Source organism: Psychromarinibacter halotolerans (assembly GCF_029168315.1).
In the GTDB taxonomy this organism is placed as follows: Bacteria; Pseudomonadota; Alphaproteobacteria; order Rhodobacterales; family Rhodobacteraceae; genus Psychromarinibacter; species Psychromarinibacter halotolerans.
Genome location: NZ_JARGYD010000007.1, coordinates 125990 through 152065 on the forward strand (window position 1 = coordinate 125990; position 26076 = coordinate 152065).

Here is a 26076-nt window from a genome sequence, read left to right on the forward strand (position 1 = left end):
CTTTTTCGCAGCGTCACCTGCGCGGCGGACGAACGCCGCCTTTCGGCCACGCGGCGCACCGCCGCCCGCTGCGTCCGCGCCGGATTGCCCTTTGCGCCCGGCTTGGATATCACACCGCCCAACCCGACACGCAGACCGGAGCCCTTCCCTCATGGCCAGCTACCAATACGTCTACCACATGGATGGCGTCTCCAAGACCTATCCCGGTGGCAAGAAATGCTTCGAGAACATCCGCCTGTCCTTCCTGCCCGGCGTCAAGATCGGCGTCGTGGGGGTCAACGGCGCGGGTAAATCCACGCTGCTGAAGATCATGGCCGGCATGGACAAGGACTTCACCGGCGAAGCCTGGGCCGCCGAGGGCGCCAAGGTCGGCTACCTCCCGCAGGAGCCGGAACTGGACACCTCGCTGGACGTGCGTGGCAACGTGATGCTGGGCGTCGCGGCGAAGAAGGCCAAGCTCGACAAGTACAACGAACTGGCGATGAACTACTCGGACGAGACCGCCGACGAAATGGCGCGCCTGCAGGACGAGATCGACGCCGAGAACCTGTGGGATCTCGACAGCCAGATCGACATCGCGCTGGAAGCCCTGCGCTGCCCGCCGGACGATGCCGACGTCACCAAGCTGTCGGGCGGTGAAAAGCGCCGCGTCGCGCTGTGCAAGCTGCTGCTGGAAGCGCCGGACATGCTGCTGCTCGACGAACCGACCAACCACCTCGACGCCGAAACCATCGCGTGGCTGCAACAGCATCTGATCGCCTACAAGGGCACCATCCTGATCGTCACGCACGACCGGTACTTCCTTGACGACATCACCGGCTGGATCCTCGAACTCGACCGGGGTCGCGGCATTCCGTACGAAGGCAACTATTCCGCGTGGCTGGAACAGAAGGCCAAGCGTCTCGAGCAGGAATCGCGCGAGGACAAGTCCAAGCAGAAGACGCTGGAACGCGAACTGGAATGGATGCGGCAGGGCGCCAAGGCGCGGCAAGCCAAATCCAAGGCCCGTATCGCCGCCTACGAGGAACTTGCCAGCCAGTCCGAGCGCGAGAAGATCACGCGCGCGCAGATCGTCATCCCGTCGGGCCCGCGTCTTGGCTCGAAGGTGATCGAGGTCGAGGGCCTGAACAAGCACTACGGCGACCGCCAGCTGATCGAGGACCTGTCGTTCTCGCTGCCGCCGGGCGGAATCGTCGGCGTCATCGGCCCGAACGGCGCCGGTAAGTCCACGCTGTTCCGTATGCTGACCGGGCAGGAACAGCCCGACAGCGGCACGGTCGAATACGGCGACACGGTCAAGCTGTCCTACGTGGACCAGTCGCGCGACGATCTCGCCGACAACGAAACCGTGTGGGAAGCCATTTCGGGCGGGGCCGAGATCATCGAACTGGGCGACGCGCAGGTGAACTCGCGCGCCTACTGCTCGTCCTTCAACTTCAAGGGCGGCGACCAGCAGAAGAAGGTCGGCCTGCTGTCGGGCGGTGAACGCAACCGCGTCCACATGGCCCGCCTGCTGAAAGAGGGCGGCAACGTCCTTCTGCTCGACGAACCGACCAACGACCTTGACGTCGAAACCCTGCGGGCACTGGAAGACGCGCTGGTCGACTTCGGCGGCTGCGCCGTGGTCATCTCGCACGACCGCTTCTTCCTCGACCGGATCTGCACCCACATCCTCGCCTTCGAGGGCGAGGCGCATGTCGAATGGTTCGAAGGCAACTTCGAGGACTACGAGGAAGACAAAAAGCGTCGCCTCGGCCCGGACGCGGTGGAACCGAAGCGGATCAAGTACAAGAAGTTCGCGCGCTAGGTCGTGTGGATTGGTGGGATGAGGTAAAACCCCATCCTACGGCGTACCCTTTCGCCGTCACCACATCTGGTCCGGATTTGTATGGATGGGGTAGAACCCCATCCTACATCACGCCATCACCAGCGCCCCGATCCACATGCCCAGCCCGAACACCGTGTGCGCCACCAGACCCAGACCGCGCACTTTCCACGGGTTCGGTGTCTTCGACGCGCCCCAGCCAAGGCCCATGCCGGGCTGCAGCAGGAACCAGCCTGCCGCGATGGTCGCAAGGGCGTAGATCCACAGCGGCAGGAACGTCGGGTCGGCGCGCCAGCCGGCGCCCGCAAGCACCGCGAAGACCACGCCGTAGATCACCCCGACCGCGTAGTGGAAGAACCAGCCAAGATGCAGCTCACCCGCCGCCGGCTTTGCCGCCGCGATGTCCGCGTGGAACAGCTTGCCGCGAAAGGCGTGGGCCAGCCAGCGGCCCGGCATCGCCCAGTTGGGCTTGGGCTGCCCCGCAAAGCGCGCCAGCAGGATCGCCCAGAGATCCATCGCCACCGTTCCCAGCAGCCCCATCTCGATTCCCGTCCAGATCGCGTACATAGCGCGCCTCCCCCGTTTCGCGCAGGCTAGAACGCGAGGCCGGGGAAGGGAATGGGCCTGTGGGGTACAGGGCCGCCAGTTGTTTCGCGCGCGAAACGATTGGCCCGGGTCAGGACGCGGAAACCTCGCGCGCCTTGCCGTCGGCATCCAGCGCCACGAAGGTGAACAGCGCCTCTGTCACCTTCTCGCGGCTGCCGATGCGGTCGCGCTTGACCCATGCCTCGATCTCGACCGCGATCGACGTGCGCCCGACCCGGACGACATCGCAATAGACGCACAGCACGTCGCCCACCTTCACCGGTCGGATGAACTTCATCGCGTCGACCGCCACCGTGGCCACGCGGCCCTGTGCGCGTTCCCCCGCGACCATGCCGCCCGCGATGTCCATCTGGCTAAGGACCCAGCCGCCGAAGATGTCGCCGGCGGTGTTCGTGTCGGCGGGCATGGCCAGCGTGCGCAGGGTCAGCTCGCCCTCGGGTTCGGCTTCGGGTTCGGGGGTTTTGTCAGTCATCGGATGACTCCTTGTACCGGTTGGGTTGAGGTGCAATGCCCTGCGACAGACCCGCGTGGCAAGGGCCAACCGCACCCCGCCGGATTGGCACCCGCACCGCCCTTCGGACAAGCCACACAGGGGCTATAACGGCGCGCGCCACCCCCAGCCCCTGCACGCCACGCTTGATTTTCACCGAAAGATTGCGCATATACCCGGTTGCGACTGTTACCTCTATCGACCCTGTCTTCCTTCACCGGCCGCCAGTTCGATCTTGCACTGACTGAGCCGAGCCGCCGCATACTGCGGGCGGCATCAAAAACGGGAGACATCACGATGGCCACCGGCACCGTGAAATGGTTCAACACCACCAAAGGCTACGGCTTCATCGAGCCCGAAGGCGGCAAGCGCGACGTGTTCGTGCACATCTCCGCCGTCGAGCGTTCGGGCCTGACCGGCCTTGCCGACGGGCAGAAGGTCACCTTCGAAATCGAAGCTGGCCGCGACGGCCGTGAGAGCGCAGTTCAACTCGCCCTCGCCTGAGCCTCGCTGCTTGGAAAAACAAAAGGCGGGCCGCTTGGCCCGCCCATTTTGGACGTCGGTTTCTGTCGGGCTTAGATAACGCCCTGATGCACCACGACGACCACGGTCGCCAGCAATAGTACACCCGCCGACAGGTAGTTGTTCAGCTGGATCTTCTTCTTATCACGCTGCAGCTTCCACGAGCTCCAGTGCTTTTTCGGATCCTGCTCTTCGGATTCGAAGTTCCATTTAGTCATGGCGCTCACCCCCGATTGTTTCCTTGTTCAGCACGGCTGTCTTCGCGCCTGATTGCGGCAACAGTTTGGCAGCACGGTCGAAATTGGTGGGCCGTGACAGAGGCGTGATCCGCAGGCCGCGGATTCGCTGGAAACGCTGGGTCAGGCGCGCACGCCCCCCACAGAATCCGTGAAATGGCTGAAACATCTGCAACCGTTCCGAGAGGTGCGATCATCCGAATCGTCGTGAAAAAGGGGCGATGACGGGCTGCTGGGCGACTCGGTCGCGCCGTACGGCGTTTTCTGGCCGACAGCCGCACAGCACAGATTGACCGGATCGAGGCGCGGGATTACATCCGCGCCGCCGCCAGAAAGGCTGCGAAACACAGGACCTATCGACGTGACTCATACCGCTCGGAAACCGCGCCCGGAGAAGGCGCCGGAGCAACCCGTGCCCCATCCGGTAACCTTCAAGGACTGGGCCAGCATCTGAGGCCCCAACGATGGTTGGAACCTCATCCCGCGCCCGGACCTGGCCAATTATGGCGGGTCCGGACGCGGGAGACTGGAATCACCGGCTGCGCAGCATCTTCCCGACCTCGCGCACCGCTGCATTGGCGGCGGACGCCTTGGGGTTGGTCCGGCGGACGCCGGGGCGATAGGTGCCCGGAGCGGCGCTGTGCCCGTGGGCCGACCGGCGTTTCGACCGGGCGTAGGTCTTAAGCGCCTTCTTGGCGAATCTCTTCAGCGACATCTTCGTATCCTCCATTCAGTTCGTATGTTGCGAACTCAACGAGCGTTCTGGCGCAGGGTTCCCGTGGGGTAGACCCTTGGCAGAAGCTCGCCTACCCTTAGGTCACCATGCGATCTTGGGAGGGAGAAGCATGAATAGAAGGGCATTTCTTGCCGCCGGCGCGGGTTTTGCAGCGGTTGGCGCGATGGCTGGCTGTACGGACGGATCGGGGCGCACCGTGATCATCCCGCGCGGAACGCGGCTTATCATCCTGCGCCACGCCGACCGCGAGGGCGACCACCTGACCGCACTGGGCCGCCAAAGAGCGAAAGCACTGGTCGGCGCGCTGAAGGACGAGAAGATCGACGCGATCTACTATCCCGGCATCCGCCGCAACTATGACACCGCCGCACCGCTGGCCGAGGCGCGCGACCTTCCGATGCACCGGATCACCGAAGAACATCCGGCGGCGCGGCTGATGCAGGTGGGCGCTGGGCGGTCGATCGTCTGGGTGGGCAACAAGGGTAACCTGCATTCCATCTGGAAGGATCTGGGTGCCCCCGGCGAGGCACCGCTGGAATACGGCGACCTGTTCATCGTCACGCGCGGCAAGGCTGGCGTGCCCGTGGTCTCACGACGGTATTTCGGGCCGTAAGAAGCCGTGACCGATAAAATCTGAACGAAATCTCCACTGTCGCGTTGGTCCCCCAACGTGACGTAAACGAGAGGAGATGCCGCCAGATGACCCATCGCAAGCCAGAGCCCGAGCCGGAACAGTCGCCGAATCGCCCGCGGCCCAAGCCGACGCCTTACCGTTTCACCGACTGGGCCAGCATCTGACGTTGCACCGATGCCCGGTCCCGCGCCGTTGATTCCGTGAAGATCCGGACGCAGGACGTTCCAAAGCCTCACCTTCCAAGTTAACAAAGTCCTCGGAAATGCCGTTGCGTCGGCAGAATGCGCCACACTCTGGCCCCGTATTGCGCCAAAGTTCGGCCTTCATTCGGCGTAACCTTGGGGAAACTTGTTTTTCCAAGATGGGAAGCGGCAATGGCACGTATATTAAGACCATTCAGCATCCTGCCTTCGCGCGTGGCAGAGGGGTACCGCCGGTCCTCGGCGGTCTTCAGTTTCAACCACGACGGGCTGGAAGTGGCGCGGGTTCGCAACCGAAGCCGTTACTTGCCACTGTGGCACCTCATCTTCTTCATCTATTTCGCGATGATCATACGTCTAGTGGTCGCGGCCGACATCGGCACGGCTGGCTATGAGGCGCGGATGCAGGAAATGCGCGAGGGCCACACGCTAGAGCGGCTTGCCGCGCGGGTGATGCACATGGATCCCGTGTCGCGCCAGCTTGCCGTGCAGATCCGCACGGGCCTGACCTTCATCAACCAACGCATCCTGGACCGGCGCATCTGACGCGCTGACGGCCTAGTCCAGTCGGGCGGCGATCTCGTCGGCCAGCGCCGCGATCTCTTGCGCGGCGGGGCCCGCCTTGCGGAACTCGCACGCGGCCTGCCCGCGACCAAGCGCCTCGGCGTAGGCAACACGATTGCCTAGCGCCGCCTGCGCCCGATCCAGCCCCGCTTCTTCGATCTCTGCCGTGATCCGTTCCGTCAGACGGGCACGGGGCGGCACGCGATTCATCACGATCAGCGCATCGCGATTCTCGCGCTTTGCCAGTTCGAACACACTTTCGACGGCCCAAAGGTCCATCTGGCTGGTCGCGACGGGAACAAGGATCAAATCAGCCTCGCGCAAGGCGGGGCGCAGGTCGGCGTCGATCTTGGGCGGCGTGTCGATCAGCACGAGGTCATGATCGCGCCGCAGCTTCTCGCATTCATAAGACACGCCCCACGCGCTGGCGGTGCCGAATTCCAGCCCGGCGTCGCCGTCCATCCTGTCCCGTCGGGTCATGAACCAGCGGCCCAAGCTGCCCTGCGGGTCGGTGTCCAGCACCGCGACGGTCTTCCCCATCTCGGCGAAGCGGACGGCCAGATTGATGGCAAGCGTGGTCTTCCCCGCGCCGCCTTTCTGTTGTGCAACCGTCAAGACGTGACCGGACATGGCGGGCCTCCTTTGGTTCAGGAAGGCGCTATTCCGCAGCGGAATGCAAGTGGATTTGCTGCAACGCAGCGAACCCCGGCGCGTCGGCGGGCGCTTGCGCGAAACGGCGCATCGGGGCAAAGGACCTTCATGGCAAAGCTATATTTCCATTACTCGACCATGAACGCCGGCAAGTCGACGATCCTGCTGCAGGCGGCGTACAACTACCGCGAACGGGGAATGCAGACCTATCTGCTGACCGCGCGGATGGACCGCCGCGCCGGCGAGGGCCGGATCGCCAGCCGGATCGGGATCGCCGAAGAGGCGGACACCTTCGTGTCGGGCGAGGACCTGTTCGCCCGGATCGCCGCCCGGATGGAGCAGGGAGAGGTCGCCTGCGTGTTCGTGGACGAGGCGCAGTTTCTCGACAAAGAGCAGGTCTGGCAGCTGGCGCGCGCGGTCGACGACCTTGGCGTTCCGGTCATGTGCTATGGGCTGCGGGTCGATTTCCGGGGCGAGCTGTTCCCCGGCTCTGCCGCGCTGCTGGCGCTGGCCGACGAGATGCGCGAGGTGCGCACGATCTGCCACTGCGGCAGCAAGGCGACGATGGTGGTGCGGCGCGACGCCGAAGGACGGACGCAGAAGGACGGCGCGCAGGTGCAGATCGGCGGGAACGAGACCTATGTCGCGCTGTGCCGCAGGCATTGGCGCGAGGCGGTCGGCGACGCCTGAGCCCTGTCGCAGGCGGAAACGAGGGGCCAGCCCCTCGTGCTCCCCGAGGTATTTTCCAAGAGAAGAAGAGGCCGGACGGCGTTCGGTGTCGTCTAGAACAGGCGACCGCCCAGCGGCACGTCCTTGTCCGGCGCGATCAGAACGACGGCGCCGGAGTCGTCCGGGACGCCGAGGACGAGCGCTTCGGACATGAAGGGGCCGATCTGGCGGGGCGGGAAATTGACCACGCCAAGGACGCGGCGGCCGACCAGGTCCTCGGGCGTGTAGTGGACCGTGATCTGGGCCGAGCTTTTCCGTTCGCCGATCTCTGGCCCGTAATCGACCCAGAGCTTGATCGCGGGCTTGCGCGCCTCGGGGAAGGGTTCGGCGCGGATGATCTGTCCGACGCGGATGTCGAGTTTCAGGAAATCGTCGATGCCGACCAGGTCCGCGATGGTCATTTCGCCAGCTCCCGGCCCCGGTTCGCAGCGGCCGCGACCGCGCGGCGTAGCAGGTCGGGGAAGCCCGTTTCATCGTCCATCAGCACCGACAGGGCGGCGGCGGTGGTTCCGCCCGGGGACGTGACGTTGACGCGCAGCTGGGACGGGTCGTCGTCCGACCCCTCGGCCAGCGCCCCCGCGCCGGCGACGGTGGCCTTCGCAAGCTGCATGGCAAGGTCGGCGGGCAGACCCTCGGCCTCGCCCGCTGCGGCGAGCGTTTCGATCAGGTGGAAGACGTAGGCCGGGCCCGAGCCCGAGACGGCGGTGACCGCGTCCATCTGGCTTTCGTCGTCCAGCCGGACCACCTGCCCCACGGCGGCCAGCAGCGCCTCGGCCGTGTCCAGCTGGGCCGGGGCGACGCGGGGGTTGCCGACGATGGCGGTGATGCCGCGCCCGACAGCTGCCGGGGTGTTGGGCATCGCGCGCACGATCGGAGAGGCCGCGCCGAGCATGTCCTCGTAGGTTTCGATGGTGGTCCCGGCCGCGACCGACACGAACAGGGTCGATCCGTTGCCATAGTCGGCGATGTCCGGCAGGGCCGAGCCCATCATCTGCGGTTTCACCGCGATCAGGACGACGGCGGGGCTGTCCGGCAGATCGGCATTGATGTTGACGCCGGTGTTCTTCAACCAGTCGGACGGGTTCGGGTCGATGACCCAGACCGAGCCGGGTTCCAGTCCGCGATCGAGCCACCCGGCCAGCATCGCCGAGCCCATCTTGCCGCAGCCGAGCAGCACCAGACCCCGGCGGGAAATTTCTTCGAACATGTCGCGCCCCCTTGCTTTGCCCCGTTCCTAGCCGCGCGGGCGGGCGGGAACAAGCAAGGGCCGCGAACGCGAACGGGCCGCGCGGGGTGGTCCCCGGCGCGGCCCGTCGAATACGCGAAGACTGGTGTCAGGCCCGGCCGTAGGCTTCGGCGATGGCGACGTTCACCGCCTCTTCGGGGCACTGGTCGCCCCATGCCACAAGCTGGAACGCCGGGTAGAACCGTTCGGCCGATCCGACCGCCGAGCCGATCAGCGTGTCGATCTGTTCGGGGTTGGCCATCTGGCCGCCCGACAGCACCAGACCGTAGCGGTAAACCATCAGCCGCTGGTCCGCCCAGTAGGTGAAGGCGCCCGACCAGCACATGTCGTTGGCGCGGTTCAGCGTCTCGTAGATGCCCGGAAGCTTGTCCTCGGGCGGTTCCATCTCGAAGGTGCAGATCAGGCGCAGCGTCTCGTCGTAGTCCGACCACGCCAGCGTGATCGAGTAGGTCCGCCACTGTCCTTCGACAGCCATCGCGATCTGGTCGTCCGCGACGCGGTCGAACTCCCACGCGTGGTGTTGCGCGATGTGCTCTACGATATCGATCGGGTGAAGATCTTCCGTATGGAACTGTTCTGCCAGCGACATGCCCCCGCCTCTCTGCTCATCGTTCGGGGGTCATGAAGTCGCCCCAGAACTAGGTGCCTGCTCTAGGATCGGCGATCTGTGCCGCACGTCCTACGAGATATGGTAAGGGCGAGTGATTCGCACTGTAAAGCACTAAAACGGGGATAAGTGCAATAACTTGGGGATGACCCGGCCAAGGGTACACGATCCGGTAACAGTTCGGTGTATCGCCGGGGGCGCGGCGCAACCTAAGCGGTCGCGCCGGCCTGCCGTCAGGATTTGGATGAGGCTTCCAGCGCGTCGAGGCGGGCTTTCAGCGCCTCGTTTTCTTCGCGGGCCTTCTGGGCCATCGCGCGCACCGCGTCGAATTCCTCACGCGTGACGAAGTCGCGGTCGGCAAGCCAGCGGTCCACCAGCCCCTTCATCGCGGTCTCGGCTTCCTGCCGCGCGCCCTGCGCGACGCCCATCGCGTTGGTCATCAGCTGGCCGATGTCGTCGAAAACCTTGTTGCGGGTCTGCATATCTTAGCTCCGTTCCGATTGCCCCCTATATGGGCTGCCGGGGCGCGACGGGCAAGGTCGCGTTCGTCCGGTTGACTTCGCCGTGCCGCCGTGGCCAAGGAAAGTGCATGTTGGCCGCCATTCCCTTCCCCTCCGTCTCGCCCGAGATCTTCTCGATCGACATCGGCAGTTTCACCTTCGCGCTGCGCTGGTACGCGATGGCCTATATCGTGGGCATCATCATCGGCTGGCGCATGGCCGTCGCGTTTGTCCGGCGCCCGCAGCTGTGGCGCGGCGAGCCGCCGATGACGGCGGCGCAGGTGGACGATTTCGTGACTTGGGTGATCGTCGGGGTGATCCTTGGCGGGCGGCTGGGCTTCGTGCTGTTCTACGCACCCGGGTACTATCTGACGCACCCGCTGGAGATCCTGCAGATCTGGAACGGCGGCATGTCGTTCCACGGCGGGTTCCTTGGCGTGATGACGGTGATCCTTGTCTATTCCCGCCGGATCGGCGCGGCGACGGGAAGCGTGGCGGACATGCTGGTGGCGGCGACGCCGCCGGGGCTGTTGCTGGGGCGCATCGCCAACTTCATCAACGCCGAACTGTGGGGCCTTCCGACCACCATGCCGTGGGGCGTGGTCTTTCCCGGCGGTGCGGCGCAGGATTGCCCGCTGGTCGACGGCCCCTGCGCGCGGCATCCGTCGCAGCTGTACGAGGCGGGGCTGGAAGGGCTGTTGCTGGGCCTGCTGATCCTGTTTCTGGTCTTCGCGCGGAAATGGTTCCGGACGCCGTGGGCGATCACCGGCGTGTTCATCGGCGGCTATGGCGGGGCGCGGTTCTTCGTCGAGTTCTTCCGGCAGGCCGATGCGCAGTACATCACGCTCGACAACCCCTTGGGCCATGTCGTCCGGCTGGGCGACGCCGGCCTGTCGATGGGCCAGCTGCTGTCGCTGCCGATGCTGCTGATCGGGATCGCACTGGTGGTGTGGGCCCGACGTCGGGCACCCGCCGCTTCATGACGCCGCTGGCCGGGCTTCTGGCACGGCGGATCGCCGCAACCGGGCCGCTGACGGTCGCCGACTATATGGCGGATTGCCTGCTGCACCCCGAGCACGGGTATTACACCACGCGCGACCCGTTCGGCGTTGCCGGGGATTTCACCACCGCCCCCGAGATCAGCCAGATGTTCGGCGAGGTGCTGGGCCTGTCACTGGCGCAGGCATGGCTGGACCAAGGCGCGCCGTCATCCTTCTTGCTGGCAGAGCTTGGGCCGGGCCGGGGCACGCTGATGGCGGACATCCTGCGCGCCACGGCGCGGGTGCCGGGCTTTCACGACGCCGCCCGCCCGGTGCTGGTCGAGGCGTCGCCGGTCCTGCGGGACAAACAGCGCGAGACGTTGGCGGGACACGCGGTGCAGTGGTGCGACGACGTCGACGGGTTGCCGGACGGGCCGCTGTTTCTTGTGGCGAACGAGTTCCTTGACGCGCTGCCGATCCGGCAGTTCCTGCGCGATGGCAGCGGGTGGCGCGAACGGCTGGTGACGGTGGCGGACGGGGCGCTGGCCTTCGGGCTGGGCGCGGTCACCCCGCTGGGCCCCCTCGCATACCGGATGGCCGACACCGCGGATGGCGACATGGTCGAGACCTGTGCCCCGGCAGCGGCGGTGGCCGAGTCGCTGGCGCCCCGGATCGCCGCGCAGGGGGGCGCCGCGATTTTCATCGACTACGGCGATTGGCGGTCGAAAGGGGACACGTTGCAGGCGCTGCGAGCGCACGAACCCGACGATCCGCTTTCACATCCCGGTGAGGCGGACCTGACCGCCCATGTCGATTTCGAAGCCTTCGCCCGGGCCGCAACCGGGGCTGCCAAGGGGGTTGCGGCCTCTGCCATGGTGGCTCAGGGCATGTTCCTTGAACGTCTCGGCATCACGCAGCGGGCGCAACAGCTGGCGGGCGGTCTGACCGGCGCACCGCTGGACCAGCTTGTCGCCGCGCATCGTCGCTTGACCCACCCGCAGGAAATGGGGAGTCTGTTCAAGGTGCTTGCTATTCACCCCGACCGAACAGCGCCCCCGCCAGGGCTGGAGCGATGACGCTTGAAATCCTGACATCTCCCGCACTCGACGGTGTGCAGCACGGGTTCTTCACCCGGCTTGGTGGCGCGTCCTCGGGCGTGTTCTCGGGGCTGAACTGCGGGCCGGGGTCTTCGGACCAGTCCGACATCGTAAAGATCAACCGCGCCCGCGTGGCCGACGCGATGGCGGTCGCGCCAGAGGCGTTGATCGGCGTCCGGCAGGTGCATTCTGCCACCGCCGTCCGGGCCGAGGACATCGGCCCCGACAGCCCGCGCGCAGACGCGATGGTCAGCGCAACGCCGGGCCTTGCGCTTGCGATCCTGACCGCCGACTGCCAACCCGTGCTGTTCGCGGACCGCGAGGCAGGCGTCGTCGGGGCGGCCCATGCCGGGTGGCGCGGCGCGCTGGATGGCGTGCTGGAGGCCACCGTCGACCTGATGGTCGAGGCTGGTGCCCGTCGCGAGCGGATCACCGCCGCGATCGGGCCGACGATCAGCCAATCGGCCTATGAGGTCGGGCCCGAGTTCCAAGAGGCGTTCCTGGCCGCCGATCCCGACAACGCCCGGTTCTTCCGGGCTGGCGACGGCGACAGGCAGCATTTCGACCTGCCCGGTTTCGGGCTGCACAGGTTGCGGACCGCCGGTGTCGGTCAGGCCGAGTGGACGCGGTGGTGCACCTATGCCGATCCTCGGCGATTCTTCTCCTATCGGCGCAGCCAGCACCGGAGCGAGGCGGATTACGGTCGCCTGATCTCTGTCATTCGGCTCTGATCCGCTCATTTTCGGCGACGCGCCGGCACCTCTTGACCGCAGCGTTTCCAAAGCGCGCACAGCGCCACATTCCCGGCCTTATTGAGCCGTAAAGAATCCTGACGCCGACATCCTGCAGCCCCAATGCCCGCCGATAGTCGTTCCAGCGGAGGCCAATTGCCTCGCTTCGGGAAACGACGAGAGACCGCGCGGGCTGCCCCGCGCGAATCAAGGAGAGACGTCATGGCCAGCAAGGCGAACTGGATCGCAAAGATCGTGAAAGAGTCGGCCACGCTGGAGGTGAAGATGCCCTGGACGCGCGGCGCTCGCCGCGACGCCTTCATCGCAAAACGGGCCGCTGCCACGGCCAAGCCGGGACACCCGGCGCACGGTGCGACCTGAAGGCCGTCCGGGGCCGCGAAAAGCATGGGACGGGCCCTGTCGGGCCCAGGCCCGATCCAAGGGGGAATTAGTCTGCCGCGGGTGTGAACATGCCCGTGTCACTGGGGAGCTGCGGCAAAGCCGCGGCGTGCACCCGTGAGGTCGGCATCGGCCATGCGGGGCAGTCAAGAGGGAAACGAATGACATATCCGCATCGGCCGGGCGGTACTGCCGTCGCCCGCACTGCCGCACCGATGGGTCAGCATCGCTGGACGGTCCGTCGCGCCAACGCAGGCACACCGCAACCGCAACAACAATTTCCCGCGCGCCGTTTCGAGGCGCTGTCGCTGCTGCCGGATGGCTCGCTTGCCGAGATCATCAAGCGCGCGCCGGCGCATCCGGTGTTCGAGGCTGCCTTCTGTGCGCTGGCCCGCGGCACGATCATGGCGACCGAAGACGGTCCCGTCGCGGTCGAAGACCTGCTGCCCGGTATGCGGATCGAGACCCGTGACAATGGCTATCAACCGCTGATGTGGATCGGGAACATGACCCTTATCCCCGGTCAGCAGCCCGGCCAGACGCCGCCGCGCCTGTTCCGCATCCCGGTGGACAGCTTCGGACCGTCGCGGCCCATGCCCGACCTGATGCTGGCGCCGCACGCCCGCCTTCTGCATCGCCACGCGCGGCTGCAGGACGTGGTGCAGGGTGACAGCGCACTGACGCCGATCACCGCCTTCGAAGACGGTCAAAGCGTGATCCGCGTGGCCCCCGCCTCGCCGGTGAACACGTATCATCTGGCGTTCCAGGATCATCAGATCCTGCGGGCGAACGGGCTGGAGATCGAAAGCTATCACCCGGGCACCGACCTGATGACCCGGCTGGGCGCGGACGGGATGCGGCTGTTCCTGTCCTTCTTCCCGCACATCACGTCGCTGAGCGACTTCGGCCCGCTGTGCGCGCCGCGCCTGTCGCCGGAAGAATACGAGACGGCGATCTACTGAACTTGCCGGCCGCTGGCGCCCCGTTGGGCGTCAGGCGGTCTGGTTCAGCCGTTGCTCGAGAATATCGAAGGGAACGCCGGGTTCGTCCTTGGCGCCCCGGATCACCAGCGACGTCTTCACCGAGATCACATTGTCCGCCGCCGTCAGCTGTTCCGTCAGGAAGGTCTGGAAGGTGGACAGGTCCGGCGCCACGCACTTCAGGATGAAGTCCACCTCGCCGTTCAGCATGTGACATTCGCGGACCAGCGGCCAATCGGCGCAGCGCCGCTCGAAGGCGGACAGGTCGGCCTCGGCCTGACTTTGCAGCCCCACCATCGCGAAGACCTGCACCTCGAACCCCAGTTGGCGCGAGTCGACCTCGGCGTGGTAGCCGCGGATGAATCCCTGTTCTTCCAGCGTTCGCACACGCCGCAGGCAGGGCGGCGCGGAAATACCCACCCGCTTTGCCAGTTCGACGTTCGTCATGCGCCCGTCGGCCTGCAATTCCGCAAGGATCTGGCGATCGATTGGGTCAAGCTTTGAACCAGGCATGGCGACTCCGCACATTATTTTTCCGATAGATACCGAAACAGAATAGCGCGGGCAATTATATTTCAAGATTGCGCAACATCATTATGCAGGTGCAGCACGATTGATCGCAGGTCAGCCGGGGCTTTCAGTACAGGGCATGCGTGGTTATATGCCTGTTCCAGATTACAACGAACCCGCAGGAGGTCCGCGATGGCCGAGACGAAGCACACCAAGGTTCTGATCATCGGGTCCGGCCCGGCCGGTTATACCGCCGCCGTTTACGCCAGCCGCGCCATGCTGGAACCCGTGCTGGTTCAGGGTATCCAGCCGGGCGGCCAGCTGACCATCACCACCGAGGTCGAGAACTGGCCGGGCGAAAAGGAAATTCAGGGCCCCGACCTGATGGTCAACATGGAGGCCCACGCCCGCGCCGTGGGCACCGAGATCATCTCGGACCACATCTCGTCCATCGACCTGTCGAAACGGCCCTTCGTGGCGCAGGGCGACACCGGCACCACCTATACCGCCGACGCCGTGATCCTTGCGACCGGCGCGCAGGCCAAGTGGCTGGGCCTGCCGTCCGAGGAACAGTTCAAGGGCTTTGGCGTTTCGGCCTGCGCAACCTGCGACGGGTTCTTCTATCGCGGTAAAGAGGTCGTGGTGATCGGCGGCGGCAACACCGCCGTGGAAGAGGCGCTGTTCCTGACGAACTTTGCCAGCAAGGTGACGCTGGTCCACCGCCGCGACAGTCTGCGGGCCGAGAAGATCCTGCAAAAGCGTCTGTTCGAGCATCCCAAGGTCGAGGTCCGGTGGAACACCACGGTCGAGGAAGTCTATGGCGCCGACCAGCCGCGCGGCGTCGAGGGCGTGAAAGTCCGCGACGTGACCACCGGCGAGGAAAGCTCGATCCCGTGCGACGGCTTCTTCGTCGCCATCGGCCACGCGCCCGCGTCCGAACTGGTGAAAGACCAGTTGGAGACGCACATGGGCGGCTATGTCGTGACGAAGCCTGATTCCACGGAAACCTCGATCCCCGGTGTGTTCGCCGCGGGCGACCTGACGGACCACAAGTACCGGCAGGCCGTGACCAGCGCTGGCATGGGCTGCATGGCCGCGCTTGAGGCGGAACGGTTTCTTGCGGAACATGGCGAAGCCAACGTGGCACCCGACGCGCCCGTGGCGGAAGTCTCGGCCGCCGGGTAGAAGACCCTTCGACATGCTCCGGAAACGGGGCATGTCTATTGATTTGATAATTGTTACTCTGTTATTCTTTTCGGAGGGAAATAAATTCCTTTCCGAGAATTTAAAGAATGAAGAATTTCGAGACCGCGGCCGGCACCGCCACCCCTCGTCCCAACCACACGATGCCGGAGTATCCGACCAAAGCGCAGATCGCCGCCTATGGCGCGTTTGCCTTTCTCTACCTGCGGTCGGACCAGCATCGTGACGTGCCGATGCACCTTGCGAGGCTTGCAATACAGCCGGCCATCGACCTCGGCTTCTTCAAGATATTTGAACACGAGGATGTCCCGCGCGCTGCCGTGACCTGGGCCTTTCTGGACCGTGACGCCGAACGCCGGATGGTGGCCGGCGAGCTGCTGAAACCGCAGGACTGGGTTTCGGGCGACGTCATGTGGGTGCGCGAGATCATCGCGCCCTATGGCAAAGGCACTGCCGCCGCCGTCGTACGCTGGCTGCAGCGCAGCGTGCCCGACCGCGTGTCGCGCGTGCGCTACCTGCGCATTGATCCGGGGCATCAGCGCCGCCGGATCGTCGAGATTACCCGCCATGGCTCGGGGTTCGGCGCACGCGCCGTGCCGGCCGCGCACATACTCAACGACGACTGAAAAAGGGACAGACAATGGGCATTGAACTTGCCAGCTCTTCGATCGCACCCACGTCGACGCAGAACCTAGATACCGGCGACGCCCAAAGCGCCGTCGAATTCACGATCAATCTCACGGATGCCACGACATTCACGTTGACCGGCAACTACGATCCGACCAACTCCGGGGATACCGAAAGCCAGTACTCCACCACCTTCAACGAAACCATTGCGCCCGGCACGTTCGAGATCGATGAGAACGACGGCACCTTTACCTACACGGTGACCCGGGCAGAATTGGAAGAAGCGGGTTTGTCCACCTACAACTTCACCGTCAGCGGGACCGTTACGGATCCGGGTATGAATTCGAACACCGACCCGGACGGCGTCACCTTCAACTACATCTACTGCTTCGCTGCCGGCACCGGCATCGCGACTCCCGGGGGCGAAACGGCGGTAGAGCGGCTGGCACAGGGCGACACGGTCCTGACCGCCGACGGCCGTACTGTCCCGGTGCGCTGGGTCGGCCGCGTGACCGTCAGCCCGATGTTCAACACCGCCGACAGGCTAGAGCCGGTGCTAGTGCGCAAGGGCGCGCTGGACGGCGTCACGCCCACCCGTGACCTGATCATCACCGCCGATCATGCGCTGATGCTTGATGGCTACGCTGTGAACGCCGGCGCGCTTGTCGGCGCCCCGGGGATCGAGTGGTTCTCGTGGAAGTCGCTGGCCAGTGCGCTGACGTATTACCACGTCGAGACCGACGCCCACGATGCGATCCTTGCCAACGGCGCGGCGGCCGAGACCTACATCGACGCGGGCGACCGGGCGATGTTCGACAACCACGCCGAGTTCGTGGCCGTCGGCGCGACGGCACGCGCCGAGATGCCGGCCCCGCGCATCACCTCGGTCCGCCTAATGCCCGCGCAGCTGCGCGCGCGCTTCGGGCTGGACATCGCGGCCGCCGCCTGACGCAACGTCCGGGCCCGCCGATCCGAACCCCCGTTTGGTTCGGCGGGCGACCGGGGCACATTTGTTTCCTATCCCTGCGGGACTTCGGGAAATCCGTCATTTTGCGCCGTTTTTCCCGCGAAACCAGTCCTTTTCGGCGGCATTCCGCCCCGCTTGCCTAGACTTTGGCCTGCCGCTGGGTCTAGACGGCTCGGGACTCCTTTTCCCTAGCGCGTTCGCGCCAACAGCACGACGAGTAGAGCAGCGATGCAACTGAACAACCTCGCTCCGATCCCGGAGCTCTATGTTTCTTACGAAAGCGCCCAGAAGCTGAAGGTCGAAGCCGCCGACCTGACCAGCTGGGATCTGACCCCGCGCCAGATCTGCGACCTCGAGCTTTTGATGAACGGCGGGTTCAACCCGCTGAAGGGCTTCCTGTCGGAAGAGGATTATAACGGCGTCGTCGAGAACATGCGCCTTGCCGACGGCACCCTGTGGCCGATGCCGATCACGCTGGACGTGAACGAGAAGTTCGCCGACTCGATCGAGGTGGGTCAGGACATCGCGCTGCGCGACCAGGAAGGTGTGATCCTTGGCACCATGACGGTCACCGACAAGTGGGAGCCGAACAAGGCCCGCGAGGCCGAGAAGGTCTTCGGCGCCGACGACAGCGCGCACCCTGCGGTGAACTACCTGCACAACCACGCCGGCAAGATCTATCTGGGTGGGCCGGTCACCGGCATCCAGCAGCCGGTGCACTATGACTTCCGCGCCCGCCGCGACACGCCGAACGAACTGCGCGCCTTCTTCCGCAAGATGGGCTGGCGCCGGGTCGTCGCGTTCCAGACGCGCAACCCGCTGCACCGCGCGCACCAGGAACTGACGTTCCGCGCCGCGAAGGAAGCGCAGGCGAACCTGCTGATCCACCCCATCGTCGGCATGACCAAGCCGGGCGACGTCGACCACTTCACCCGCGTCCGCTGCTACGAGGCGGTGCTGGATAAGTACCCGGCCTCGACCACGTCGATGTCGCTCTTGAACCTCGCCATGCGCATGGCCGGCCCGCGCGAGGCGGTCTGGCACGGGCTGATCCGCGCCAACCACGGCTGCACCCACTTCATCGTGGGCCGCGACCATGCCGGCCCCGGCAAGAACTCTGCCGGCGAAGATTTCTATGGCCCCTACGACGCGCAAGAGCTGTTCAAGGAATACGAATCCGAGATCGGGCTGGAGATGGTTCCGTTCAAGCACATGGTCTACGTGCAGGAACGCGCCCAGTACGAGCCCGCCGACGAGATCGAGGATGGCGTGACCGTCCTGAACATCTCGGGCACGGAACTGCGCCGCCGACTGGCCGAGGGCCTTGAGATCCCCGAGTGGTTCTCGTTCCCCGAGGTGGTGAAGGAACTGCGCCGCACGCGTCCGCCGCGGTCGCAGCAGGGCTTTACCGTGTTCTTCACCGGCTTCTCCGGTTCGGGCAAGTCGACCATCGCGAACGCGCTGATGGTCAAGCTGATGGAGATGGGCGGCCGTCCCGTCACGCTGCTGGATGGCGACATCGTGCGGAAGAACCTCAGCTCGGAGCTGGGCTTCTCGAAAGAGCACCGTGACCTGAACATCCGCCGCATCGGCTTTGTCGCGTCCGAAATCACCAAGAACGGCGGCATCGCGATCTGCGCGCCCATCGCGCCCTATGCGACCACCCGCCGCGCGGTGCGCGAGGACATCGAGCAGTTCGGCGCCTTCGTCGAGGTGCATGTCGCGACCTCGCTGGAGGAATGCGAACGGCGTGACCGCAAGGGCCTGTACAAGCTGGCGCGCGAGGGCAAGATTAAGGAGTTCACCGGGATCTCCGACCCTTACGACGTGCCGGCCAACCCCGAGCTGTCGCTGGATACCGAGAACGTGGACGTCGACAACTGCGCCCACCAGGTGATCCTGAAGCTGGAATCGATGGGGCTGATCGCCGCCTGATGATTAGAACGCCGCCGCGCACCCGCGTGGCGGCGTTTGCCTGTCCTCGGTCCGACAAGGGACGGAACGCAGGCTGACACGGTCCGCTGCTTGGCCCCGGCAGACCGGCAGATCCTCGGCCACCCGAGACTGGCCAACGGTCTTTCGCTGAAAACCCTACAGGTTCAGATATCCGCGCATCAGGACGTGACCGCGCCCGCCAACGCGGACGCCTTCGATCGCGTCGCGCGGGCCAAGAACCTCGACATCGGCACGGCCCGGCCGCCCCATCCAATGCCCCTGCTCTGCCACGAAGCGCGGGCTGTCGATCAGCCCGTGATGCCAAAGATACGACGCCATCGCGCCGGTAGCCGATCCGGTGAACGGGTCCTCTGGCGGCAGCGGCGGCGCAAGAACGAGCCGCGAGAATGTGTCGCCGGCTTCGGTTTCGCCGCCCAGCGAAACCCAAAAGGGTTCCAGCGTGTCGTGCGTCCCGCGCACCATGCGCATCGCGTCGAAGTCGGGGGACAGGCGGCGCAGGCACTCCTTGTCCTTCACCACGGCGATCACGAACGGCAGGCCGGTCGAGACCACCTGCGGCGTGCCCACGATATCGTCCGCGGACAGCCCGCCCGCTGCGGCGACAAGCGCCGGGTCCATCGTGTCGCCGAACACCGGCGCGACCTGCGTCATGGTGATCCGGGGGCCGTCCGCCGTCGTCTCGATCTCGACGGGGATCACGCCTGCGCCGGTCTCGCACCGCAATAGCCCCGGCTTCGCGCGGCCACGGTCCGCCAGCGACGCGACCGAGGCCAGCGTCGGGTGCCCCGCGAAGGGGATTTCCATGTTGTTCATGAAATAGCGGATCTTGACGTCCGCCACGTCAGAGGGGCCGATGAACGTGCATTCCACCAGCCCCGTCTCGCGCACAAAGGTCATGCAGGTCTCGGGGTCGAGGCCGCCTTCGTCATAGACGACGGCGCACCCGTTGCCGCCAAAGGGAACCGCCGTAAAGGCGTCGACCCAGTCGAAATCCATCGGCATCCCCGCGCCCCTTTGGTTCAGTGAACGCTTACCGGGGCAAGATCGTTCTGCCGCGCCAGCGCAAAGGCCATGCTGCGGTCGCGCACCAGCGCCAGTCGCTCGCCCTCGGTGTTGTGGACGGCGAAGATCTGGTCAAGGCCCTCGACCTCGGCCTGAACGTCCTCGGGAAGATCGGCAACGTCGACCGACCGGACATAGACGATGTCCTGCGGCACGTCGGCCGCGAAATCGTAAGTGGTATTCATGGTCTCACCCCCATATTACCTGCGGTCGATCTGGATCGTCCGCACGACCTTCTCGGGCTCTGCCCGGCTCAGGTCCACATGCAGCAGCCCGTTTTCCATTGCGGCGCCGGATACCTCGACACCTTCGGCCAATACGAAACTGCGCTGAAACTGCCGCGCGGCAATACCGCGATGCAGGAAAATCCGGCCGTCATCCTCTTCGCCTTGACGGCCGCGGATCATCAGCTGCCGATCCTCTACGGTGATCGACAGATCATCCTCGGCAAACCCTGCCACGGCAAGCGTGATGCGGTAGGAATTCGCGCTGGTCTGCTCGATGTTGAACGGCGGGTATCCGTTATTTTCGGACTTCACGGTCCGTTCCATAAGCCGTTCAAGCTGTTCGAACCCCAAGAAGAAGGGATGCGAACCCAAGCCAACTTTCGTCATGGCCTTGCCCTTTCATAAGCGACACTGCGTAAAGGCCCCGATTGCGGCGACCCTTTTAACGAATATGGGAAGAGGCGGCGCACCACGCAAGGGTGACAGGCTGCAAGTGGCTTTGAGAATTCGGAAAATGGCGTTACTACTCGCGCCACCAGCGACACAGCCAGACAGGAGCCACGGCACGGGGATGAAGGCGCAATGAACGCATCCGGCCAAATGGACGAGACCGAGGTTTTGCGGGTCGAACTGGAGGTCCTCAGACGCGAGCATCGCGATCTGGACGACGCCATCTCTGCCCTGCAGGACACCCAGCGCGCCGACCAGTTGCGGCTGGGACGGCTGAAGAAGCAAAAGCTGCTGCTGAAGGACAAGATCCGCCAGATCGAGGACCGTCTGCTGCCCGACATCATCGCCTGAGGCAATCCGCCCCGGGCCGATTGCATCGGCGACCTTCCCGCGTATAGTGCGCGCTCCGCACCGCAGGGCGCACGGCGGGGCGATGACAACGGGAGACAGGACATGACCGTGGACGTGGGTATCATCATGGGCAGCCAAAGCGACTGGCCCACCATGAAGCTCGCCGCCGAGATCCTCGACGAGCTTGGCATAACCTACGAAACGAAGATCGTGTCCGCGCACCGGACGCCGGACCGGCTGTGGGACTACGGCAAGACCGCCGCCGACCGCGGCCTGAAGGTGATCATCGCGGGCGCCGGTGGCGCGGCGCACCTGCCCGGCATGATGGCGTCCAAGACGCGCATCCCGGTGGTCGGCGTGCCGGTCCAGACCCGCGCGCTGTCCGGTGTCGATTCGCTGTATTCCATCGTCCAGATGCCGCGCGGTTTCCCGGTGGCGACGATGGCCATCGGCGGCGCGGCGAACGCCGGGCTGATGGCGGCGCAGATCCTTGCCGTCACCGACGCGGCGCTGGCGGACCGGGTCGATGCATGGCGCGATGCGCTGTCCGACTCGATCCCCGACGCGCCGTCCGACGACTGACCTTCCCGACCACGGCCTGACCCGGAGTCCCGCATGACCCTGCCCCTTACCCCCGGCGCCACCATCGGCATTCTCGGCGGCGGCCAGCTTGGCCGGATGCTGTCGGTCGCTGCCGCGCGGCTTGGCTTTCTGACCCACATCTACGAGCCGGGCGCCGAGCCTCCGGCGGGCCACGTCGCCCACCGCGTCACGACCGCGTCCTACGACGACGAGGCGGCGCTGAACGCCTTCGCCGCGTCCGTGGACGTGATCACGTATGAATTCGAGAACATCCCGACAGCCGCGCTGGACCTGCTGGAATCGCTAAAGCCGATCCACCCGGGGCGGCAGGCGCTGGCCACCAGTCAGGACCGTCTGACGGAAAAGACGTTCCTGCAGGATCTTGGCCTTGGCACCGCGCCCTTCGCTGCCGTCGACAGCGCCGAGGATCTTGCGAAAGCCATCGACGAGATCGGCACGCCCGCGATCCTGAAGACCCGCCGTTTCGGCTATGACGGCAAGGGACAGGCGCGGGTGCGGTCGCCCGACGACGCCGAAGCCGCACTGGCCGATATGAACGGCGCGCCCGCGATCCTTGAAGGGTTCGTCGACTTTTCGATCGAGATCAGCGTGATCGCCGCGCGCGGCGCGAATGGCGAGGTCGCGGCCTTCGATCCCGGCGAGAACGTGCACAAGGACGGCATCCTCGACACCACGACGGTGCCCGCCCGCATCCCTGCCGCGCTGAAGACCGACGCGATCCTGCTGGCGGGCCGTATCCTGAATGCGCTGGACTATGTCGGCGTGCTGGGTGTCGAGCTGTTCGTCACGCCGCAGGGCCTGCTGGTGAACGAGATCGCGCCGCGCGTCCACAATTCGGGCCACTGGACCCAGACCGGCTGTGTGTCGGACCAGTTCGAACAGCACATCCGCGCCGTGGCGGGCTGGCCGCTGGGCGACGGCGGGCGGCATTCGGACGTGGTGATGGAAAACCTGATCGGCGACGACATCCTGAGGGTGCCCGAGCTTGCCCGCGACGCGGCCACCGCGATCCACCTGTACGGCAAGGCAGAGGCGCGGCCGGGCCGCAAAATGGGTCACGTCAACCGGATCACCGGCCCCAAAAGCTAGGTCTCTCGCGGCAGGCTTCAGCCGCCGGTGACGCGCACCAGCGCCTCGCCATAGCTCATTTCCGGGCGGAAGCGGCCGTTTTCCAGGAACTCCATCGCCTCGGCGATGACCAGCGGGTTCATCATCATGAAGGTATGCGTGACCGGCAGCGTGATGTGGTCGGTCATGCCGGGCAGCCGGGTCGACGCGACCGAGACCTTGCCGTCGTCCTGACCGTCGATCACGTTCGAATACACCGGGTTCAGCGACCGCGTGCCCGCGATGATCCCCAGTTCGAAGTGCGGCTGACCCAGCTGGTTCGGGATGCTGTCCGGGCCGGTGCCCAGTTCCAGCCCGGCAGGCCCGTTGATCCATTCGAACGGCGCCAGATCACCGAATTCGTCCACCAGTTCGCTGCCGTGGTTCGGCGGCCCCATCATCACCACGCGGCCCATCTGGGACGGGCGATGGTTGGACAGCCACAAACGGACAAGGATGCCCCCCATCGAATGCGTGACGAAATGCACCCTGTCGTCGCCGCAGTCCGCAACCGCCGGGCCGACCGCCATGTTGACCAGCACCTCGATCTTGCGCTCGGTCGAGGGATAGCCGCGGTTCACGACGCGATAGCCGTTGGCGCGCAACGCCTCGGCCAGCGGCACCATGCTGGTCGCGCTGCGGGCCAGCCCGTGCAGCAACACGACGCAATCCGCCGCGGCGGGGACGGGCATCAGAAGGAAGAGGATCAGAAGAAACCTGCGCATCCGCTTGAGATATGCCATCGCGCGCGCCAGACCAGTCCCTAACGCCTAGCAAGCACCGATAGCGCGACGCCGCCCAGCACCAGCGCGCAGGCGGCGATCAGCGCCAGCGGGACAGGTTCGGACAGGAACAGCGCGCCGCCCGCCACCGCGATCACCGGCACGGTCAGTTGCGCCACCGCCGCGACGCTGGCGGCAAGGCGCGGCAGCACGGCGTACCACAGCGCATACCCCATGCCAGAGGTCACGATGCCCGACACCAGCGCCAGCACGATGCCAGCCCCCGTGATCGTCGCGCCGCTTCGGGCCAGCAGGGCGATCACCGCGCAGACCGGCACCGCCAGCAGGAAGTTCGCCGCCGTGGCGCGCAGCGGTTCTCCGGCGCGGCGGCCCACCAGCGAGTAGATGCCCCACCCCACCGCAGCGGCGGCCATCAACGCCCCAGCAAGCAGCGGAACGCTGGCGCCGTTTCCGGGCCAGAACATCCACGCCAGCCCCGACAACGCCACAAGCGCGCCGATCCACCGCAGGGGCGGCATCGGTTCGCGGGCCAGCAGCGCGCCGGCGAACATGGTGACCTGCACGCCGCCGAACAGGATCAGCGCACCGGCCCCCGCATCAAGCGTCCGGTAAGCGGCCGAAAATCCCGCAAGGTACAGCGTCAGCGACAGCACGCCCGCCAGCCTGTGCGGCCCGCCGACCGACAGCCGCCGGTCCCGCACCAGCACCAGAACGGCCAAAGCCACGGCACCGGACATCACCCGGATCAGGGCGAAATCCATCGCGTCGATCCAGCCGCCGCCGACCGCCAGCCGGTTCAGGACCGAATTCGCCGCGAAGGCCACCATGACCACCGCGACCAGCGCGAACAGACGCATGTGCTTGATCTCCTGTTCCACGAATCCCGCCGGGCGGCACTGGACCCTCCGGCGTCCCGGGCGTAGCACTAACCCCGGGCCGGGCACAGCCGGTCAGTTCCGGAGCAAGACCATTCCCATTCCCTCTACACCGATGAACGTGCCGTCTCCCGCAGGCCAGCAGGTCGACAACATGCGGGGTCTTGCCCTTATGGCACTGGCGATGTTCGTCTTTTCGGCAGTCGACACGCAAGCCAAGTTCCTGACCCAGACGATGCACCCGATCCAGGTGACGTGGTCGCGGCAGCTTGGCCTGTTCGCGGCGATGCTGTTCCTGCTGGCGCGGCACGGTCCGTCGGTTCTGAAGACCGCGCACCCGTGGCTGCAGGTGTTCCGGGGGTGCCTCGCCGCCGTTTCGGCCGTGTGCTTCATCGTCGCCGTCAGCTTCGTGCCGCTGGCGGACGCCGTTTCGATCAGCTTTATCGCGCCGTTCATCGTCACGCTTCTGTCCGCCTTCATCCTGCGCGAGACGGTGGGCATCCGCCGGTGGGCCGCCGTCACCATCGGGTTCCTCGGGACGCTGATCGTGATCCGCCCCGGGATGGGCGTGGTGGACCCGGCGATCTTCTTCGTGGTGCTGGCGGCGTTCTGCTTCGCGCTGCGCCAGATCGTGTCGCGGTCCTTGGCGAACTCTGACCGCACCATCACGACCGTCGCCTATACCGCGCTGGTCAGCGTGGTGCTGCTGACATTGCCCCTGCCCTTCGTCTGGCAGACCCCGACCACCGGCATCGAATTGATACTGTTGCTTGGCGTCGCCGCGATGGCAGGCGTGGGCGAATTCACCCTGATCAAGGCGCTAGAGGTCGGACAGGCCGCCGTGGTGGCGCCCGTGCAGTATTCGCTTCTGCTGTGGTCGACGTTCTACGGCTGGCTGATCTTCAACGACCTGCCGGATTTCTGGACGTGGGTCGGTGCGCTGATCATCGTGTCGACGGGGCTTTATACGCTTCACCGCGAACGGCTGGCGGCAAAGGCATCGAAGGCCAGAACCGGCTGAGACGCCGGTCGGCGGGCCCCAGCCCGCTTGCGAAGGCATCCGCCTGCCGCCGGTCGCGCAGGCGGATGACGGGCACGTCCGGGCCGTGGACGTGGCGCAGCGCCTCGATCGCTGGCCGGTAGACCCTGTCGAACCGCCAGACATAGCCGAGGAAGGCAAGAAAATCGCGGTCCAGTTTCTCGGCACAGCCGTCCGGCAGGTCGGCGCGCGGCCCTTGGCGCAAGGCGCGGAGGGCGACGCGACGGGCGCAGGTCAGCCGAGGGGTGTCCATCCAGATCACAAGGTCGGCTTTTGGCAGGCGCAGGTCGAAGGTCTGGTGGTGGTAGTTGCCTTCGCAGATCCACGCCGGGCCGTCGGTGGCGTCCGCAACGCGCTGGCGGAACGCCTTGCGGGCCGGTTTCACCCAGCCAGCGCCCCAGTACAGACAATCAAGGTGAACGACAGGCAACGACAGCTGCCGCGCCAATACGCGCGCCAGCGAGGACTTCCCGCTGCCCGCGTTGCCCAGAATGACGATCCGTTGCGGCGTCATTGATACCCCCATCACGCGAGGTATCTAGGCGGCATCGGGACCGTTCACGCAAGAGAGTCGATAGGCTTGGCGCCTGTGTTCGGCAGCCGGTTGCCGGTGCAGCGGCGAA

34 protein-coding genes are annotated in these 26076 nt (G+C 65.8%); 18 read left to right on the forward strand and 16 right to left on the reverse strand.

The genetic code is table 11. From position 1 onward, the window contains the following. Window positions 1–151 precede the first annotated feature (151 nt). Window positions 152–1807 carry an energy-dependent translational throttle protein EttA gene (gene ettA / locus P1K30_RS17345; RefSeq protein ID WP_275634026.1) on the forward strand — a complete coding sequence of 552 codons (1656 nt, stop codon included), beginning with the start codon at window positions 152–154 and terminating at the stop codon, window positions 1805–1807. Window positions 1808–1915: 108 nt separating this feature from the next. Here the strand turns inward: ettA and P1K30_RS17350 are convergent, their stop codons facing one another. After that, entirely contained in the window at window positions 1916–2392 is a 477-nt protein-coding gene (locus tag P1K30_RS17350; protein WP_275634027.1) for a DUF2938 domain-containing protein, read from the reverse strand. Window positions 2393–2501: 109 nt separating this feature from the next. After that, window positions 2502–2903 (reverse strand): acyl-CoA thioester hydrolase YciA, encoded by a 402-nt coding sequence (yciA, locus tag P1K30_RS17355; RefSeq protein WP_275634028.1) that lies wholly within the window; start codon window positions 2901–2903, stop codon window positions 2502–2504. Between the two features lie 315 nt (window positions 2904–3218). Here yciA and P1K30_RS17360 point away from each other — a divergent pair, with 315 nt between their 5' ends. Further along, a complete protein-coding gene (locus tag P1K30_RS17360; protein WP_275634029.1) occupies window positions 3219–3425 on the forward strand; it encodes a cold-shock protein in 207 nt (68 codons plus the stop codon). Window positions 3426–3496: 71 nt separating this feature from the next. Here the strand turns inward: P1K30_RS17360 and P1K30_RS17365 are convergent, their stop codons facing one another. Continuing rightward, complete coding sequence (locus P1K30_RS17365; protein ID WP_275634030.1) at window positions 3497–3670, reverse strand: hypothetical protein; 174 nt, start codon at window positions 3668–3670, stop codon at window positions 3497–3499. A 541-nt stretch (window positions 3671–4211) separates the two neighbouring features. Then, complete coding sequence (locus tag P1K30_RS17370; protein WP_275634031.1) at window positions 4212–4394, reverse strand: hypothetical protein; 183 nt, start codon at window positions 4392–4394, stop codon at window positions 4212–4214. 130 nt (window positions 4395–4524) lie between these two features. On the opposite strand from P1K30_RS17370, the gene P1K30_RS17375 reads away from it, so the two are divergent. Both P1K30_RS17375 and P1K30_RS17380 read left to right on the forward strand, forming a co-directional pair. Beyond that, entirely contained in the window at window positions 4525–5028 is a 504-nt protein-coding gene (locus tag P1K30_RS17375; protein ID WP_275634032.1) for a histidine phosphatase family protein, read from the forward strand. Between the two features lie 395 nt (window positions 5029–5423). After that, entirely contained in the window at window positions 5424–5795 is a 372-nt protein-coding gene (locus P1K30_RS17380; protein WP_275634033.1) for a hypothetical protein, read from the forward strand. Window positions 5796–5807: 12 nt separating this feature from the next. Here the strand turns inward: P1K30_RS17380 and parA are convergent, their stop codons facing one another. Further along, window positions 5808–6443, reverse strand: coding sequence for a ParA family partition ATPase (gene parA, locus P1K30_RS17385; RefSeq protein ID WP_275634034.1), 636 nt, complete (start codon window positions 6441–6443; stop codon window positions 5808–5810). A gap of 129 nt (window positions 6444–6572) precedes the next feature. On the opposite strand from parA, the gene P1K30_RS17390 reads away from it, so the two are divergent. Continuing rightward, the gene (locus tag P1K30_RS17390) at window positions 6573–7154 is read left to right on the forward strand and encodes a thymidine kinase (RefSeq protein WP_275634035.1); all 582 of its coding nucleotides are present in this window, start codon (window positions 6573–6575) and stop codon (window positions 7152–7154) included. A 92-nt stretch (window positions 7155–7246) separates the two neighbouring features. Here the strand turns inward: P1K30_RS17390 and P1K30_RS17395 are convergent, their stop codons facing one another. The 4 genes from P1K30_RS17395 to P1K30_RS17410 form a co-directional block, all read right to left on the reverse strand. Further along, complete coding sequence (locus P1K30_RS17395; RefSeq protein WP_379560336.1) at window positions 7247–7594, reverse strand: tRNA-binding protein; 348 nt, start codon at window positions 7592–7594, stop codon at window positions 7247–7249. After that, window positions 7591–8400, reverse strand: a complete 810-nt coding sequence (gene proC / locus P1K30_RS17400) for a pyrroline-5-carboxylate reductase (protein WP_275634036.1) — start codon at window positions 8398–8400, stop codon at window positions 7591–7593. The genes P1K30_RS17395 and proC overlap by 4 nt, the downstream gene beginning before the upstream one ends. Window positions 8401–8527: 127 nt before the next feature. Then, window positions 8528–9028 carry a type III secretion system chaperone family protein gene (locus P1K30_RS17405; RefSeq protein ID WP_275634037.1) on the reverse strand — a complete coding sequence of 167 codons (501 nt, stop codon included), beginning with the start codon at window positions 9026–9028 and terminating at the stop codon, window positions 8528–8530. A 251-nt stretch (window positions 9029–9279) separates the two neighbouring features. Beyond that, window positions 9280–9528 (reverse strand): accessory factor UbiK family protein, encoded by a 249-nt coding sequence (locus P1K30_RS17410; RefSeq protein ID WP_275634038.1) that lies wholly within the window; start codon window positions 9526–9528, stop codon window positions 9280–9282. Window positions 9529–9635: 107 nt separating this feature from the next. On the opposite strand from P1K30_RS17410, the gene lgt reads away from it, so the two are divergent. The 5 genes from lgt (at window position 9636) to P1K30_RS17435 (ending at window position 13715) form a co-directional block, all read left to right on the forward strand. Next, a complete protein-coding gene (lgt, locus tag P1K30_RS17415; RefSeq protein WP_275634039.1) occupies window positions 9636–10529 on the forward strand; it encodes a prolipoprotein diacylglyceryl transferase in 894 nt (297 codons plus the stop codon). Continuing rightward, a complete protein-coding gene (locus P1K30_RS17420) occupies window positions 10526–11602 on the forward strand; it encodes a class I SAM-dependent methyltransferase (RefSeq protein ID WP_275634146.1) in 1077 nt (358 codons plus the stop codon). The genes lgt and P1K30_RS17420 overlap by 4 nt, the downstream gene beginning before the upstream one ends. Next, window positions 11599–12354, forward strand: a complete 756-nt coding sequence (gene pgeF, locus P1K30_RS17425) for a peptidoglycan editing factor PgeF (protein WP_275634040.1) — start codon at window positions 11599–11601, stop codon at window positions 12352–12354. Before P1K30_RS17420 ends, pgeF begins: the two co-directional genes overlap by 4 nt. A gap of 222 nt (window positions 12355–12576) precedes the next feature. Beyond that, the gene (locus tag P1K30_RS17430; RefSeq protein WP_275634041.1) at window positions 12577–12735 is read left to right on the forward strand and encodes a hypothetical protein; all 159 of its coding nucleotides are present in this window, start codon (window positions 12577–12579) and stop codon (window positions 12733–12735) included. Window positions 12736–12914: 179 nt separating this feature from the next. Then, complete coding sequence (locus tag P1K30_RS17435) at window positions 12915–13715, forward strand: Hint domain-containing protein (protein ID WP_275634042.1); 801 nt, start codon at window positions 12915–12917, stop codon at window positions 13713–13715. Between the two features lie 30 nt (window positions 13716–13745). Here P1K30_RS17435 and P1K30_RS17440 read toward each other — a convergent pair whose 3' ends face one another. Then, window positions 13746–14246 carry an Lrp/AsnC family transcriptional regulator gene (locus P1K30_RS17440; RefSeq protein ID WP_275634043.1) on the reverse strand — a complete coding sequence of 167 codons (501 nt, stop codon included), beginning with the start codon at window positions 14244–14246 and terminating at the stop codon, window positions 13746–13748. A 189-nt stretch (window positions 14247–14435) separates the two neighbouring features. Between P1K30_RS17440 and trxB the strand changes: the two genes are divergently transcribed. The 4 genes from trxB to P1K30_RS17460 all read left to right on the forward strand — a co-directional run bounded on the left by trxB (window position 14436) and on the right by P1K30_RS17460 (window position 18975). After that, window positions 14436–15428 (forward strand): thioredoxin-disulfide reductase, encoded by a 993-nt coding sequence (trxB, locus tag P1K30_RS17445; RefSeq protein ID WP_275634044.1) that lies wholly within the window; start codon window positions 14436–14438, stop codon window positions 15426–15428. A gap of 107 nt (window positions 15429–15535) precedes the next feature. Next, the gene (locus P1K30_RS17450) at window positions 15536–16072 is read left to right on the forward strand and encodes a toxin-activating lysine-acyltransferase (RefSeq protein WP_275634045.1); all 537 of its coding nucleotides are present in this window, start codon (window positions 15536–15538) and stop codon (window positions 16070–16072) included. A 14-nt stretch (window positions 16073–16086) separates the two neighbouring features. Continuing rightward, window positions 16087–17022, forward strand: coding sequence for a Hint domain-containing protein (locus P1K30_RS17455; RefSeq protein WP_275634046.1), 936 nt, complete (start codon window positions 16087–16089; stop codon window positions 17020–17022). A gap of 246 nt (window positions 17023–17268) precedes the next feature. Next, window positions 17269–18975 (forward strand): bifunctional sulfate adenylyltransferase/adenylylsulfate kinase, encoded by a 1707-nt coding sequence (locus P1K30_RS17460; protein WP_275634047.1) that lies wholly within the window; start codon window positions 17269–17271, stop codon window positions 18973–18975. A 156-nt stretch (window positions 18976–19131) separates the two neighbouring features. Here the strand turns inward: P1K30_RS17460 and P1K30_RS17465 are convergent, their stop codons facing one another. The 3 genes from P1K30_RS17465 to P1K30_RS17475 are packed head-to-tail and all read right to left on the reverse strand — an operon-like array spanning window position 19132 to window position 20672. After that, window positions 19132–19998 (reverse strand): PhzF family phenazine biosynthesis protein, encoded by an 867-nt coding sequence (locus P1K30_RS17465; RefSeq protein ID WP_275634048.1) that lies wholly within the window; start codon window positions 19996–19998, stop codon window positions 19132–19134. Window positions 19999–20015: 17 nt separating this feature from the next. Beyond that, the gene (locus tag P1K30_RS17470) at window positions 20016–20243 is read right to left on the reverse strand and encodes a DUF1150 family protein (protein ID WP_275634049.1); all 228 of its coding nucleotides are present in this window, start codon (window positions 20241–20243) and stop codon (window positions 20016–20018) included. A gap of 15 nt (window positions 20244–20258) precedes the next feature. Next, entirely contained in the window at window positions 20259–20672 is a 414-nt protein-coding gene (locus P1K30_RS17475) for an Hsp20 family protein (protein ID WP_275634050.1), read from the reverse strand. A 195-nt stretch (window positions 20673–20867) separates the two neighbouring features. Here P1K30_RS17475 and P1K30_RS17480 point away from each other — a divergent pair, with 195 nt between their 5' ends. The 3 genes from P1K30_RS17480 to P1K30_RS17490 all read left to right on the forward strand — a co-directional run bounded on the left by P1K30_RS17480 (window position 20868) and on the right by P1K30_RS17490 (window position 22778). Next, window positions 20868–21086, forward strand: a complete 219-nt coding sequence (locus tag P1K30_RS17480; protein WP_275634051.1) for a YdcH family protein — start codon at window positions 20868–20870, stop codon at window positions 21084–21086. Window positions 21087–21188: 102 nt separating this feature from the next. Continuing rightward, window positions 21189–21668: a 5-(carboxyamino)imidazole ribonucleotide mutase gene (gene purE, locus P1K30_RS17485; RefSeq protein WP_275634052.1), complete on the forward strand. Its 480-nt coding sequence runs from the start codon at window positions 21189–21191 to the stop codon at window positions 21666–21668. 33 nt (window positions 21669–21701) lie between these two features. After that, window positions 21702–22778: a 5-(carboxyamino)imidazole ribonucleotide synthase gene (locus P1K30_RS17490; RefSeq protein ID WP_275634053.1), complete on the forward strand. Its 1077-nt coding sequence runs from the start codon at window positions 21702–21704 to the stop codon at window positions 22776–22778. Window positions 22779–22795: 17 nt separating this feature from the next. Here the strand turns inward: P1K30_RS17490 and P1K30_RS17495 are convergent, their stop codons facing one another. Continuing rightward, the gene (locus tag P1K30_RS17495; protein ID WP_275634147.1) at window positions 22796–23521 is read right to left on the reverse strand and encodes an alpha/beta fold hydrolase; all 726 of its coding nucleotides are present in this window, start codon (window positions 23519–23521) and stop codon (window positions 22796–22798) included. Between the two features lie 38 nt (window positions 23522–23559). After that, window positions 23560–24396, reverse strand: coding sequence for a DMT family transporter (locus P1K30_RS17500; RefSeq protein ID WP_275634054.1), 837 nt, complete (start codon window positions 24394–24396; stop codon window positions 23560–23562). A gap of 133 nt (window positions 24397–24529) precedes the next feature. Here P1K30_RS17500 and P1K30_RS17505 point away from each other — a divergent pair, with 133 nt between their 5' ends. Then, window positions 24530–25435: a DMT family transporter gene (locus P1K30_RS17505; RefSeq protein ID WP_275634055.1), complete on the forward strand. Its 906-nt coding sequence runs from the start codon at window positions 24530–24532 to the stop codon at window positions 25433–25435. On the opposite strand, the gene P1K30_RS17510 is transcribed toward P1K30_RS17505, so the two are convergent. Next, window positions 25359–25967, reverse strand: coding sequence for an AAA family ATPase (locus tag P1K30_RS17510; RefSeq protein ID WP_275634056.1), 609 nt, complete (start codon window positions 25965–25967; stop codon window positions 25359–25361). The two genes, P1K30_RS17505 and P1K30_RS17510, sit on opposite strands and share 77 nt — an antisense overlap. Window positions 25968–26076: the final 109 nt, after the last annotated feature.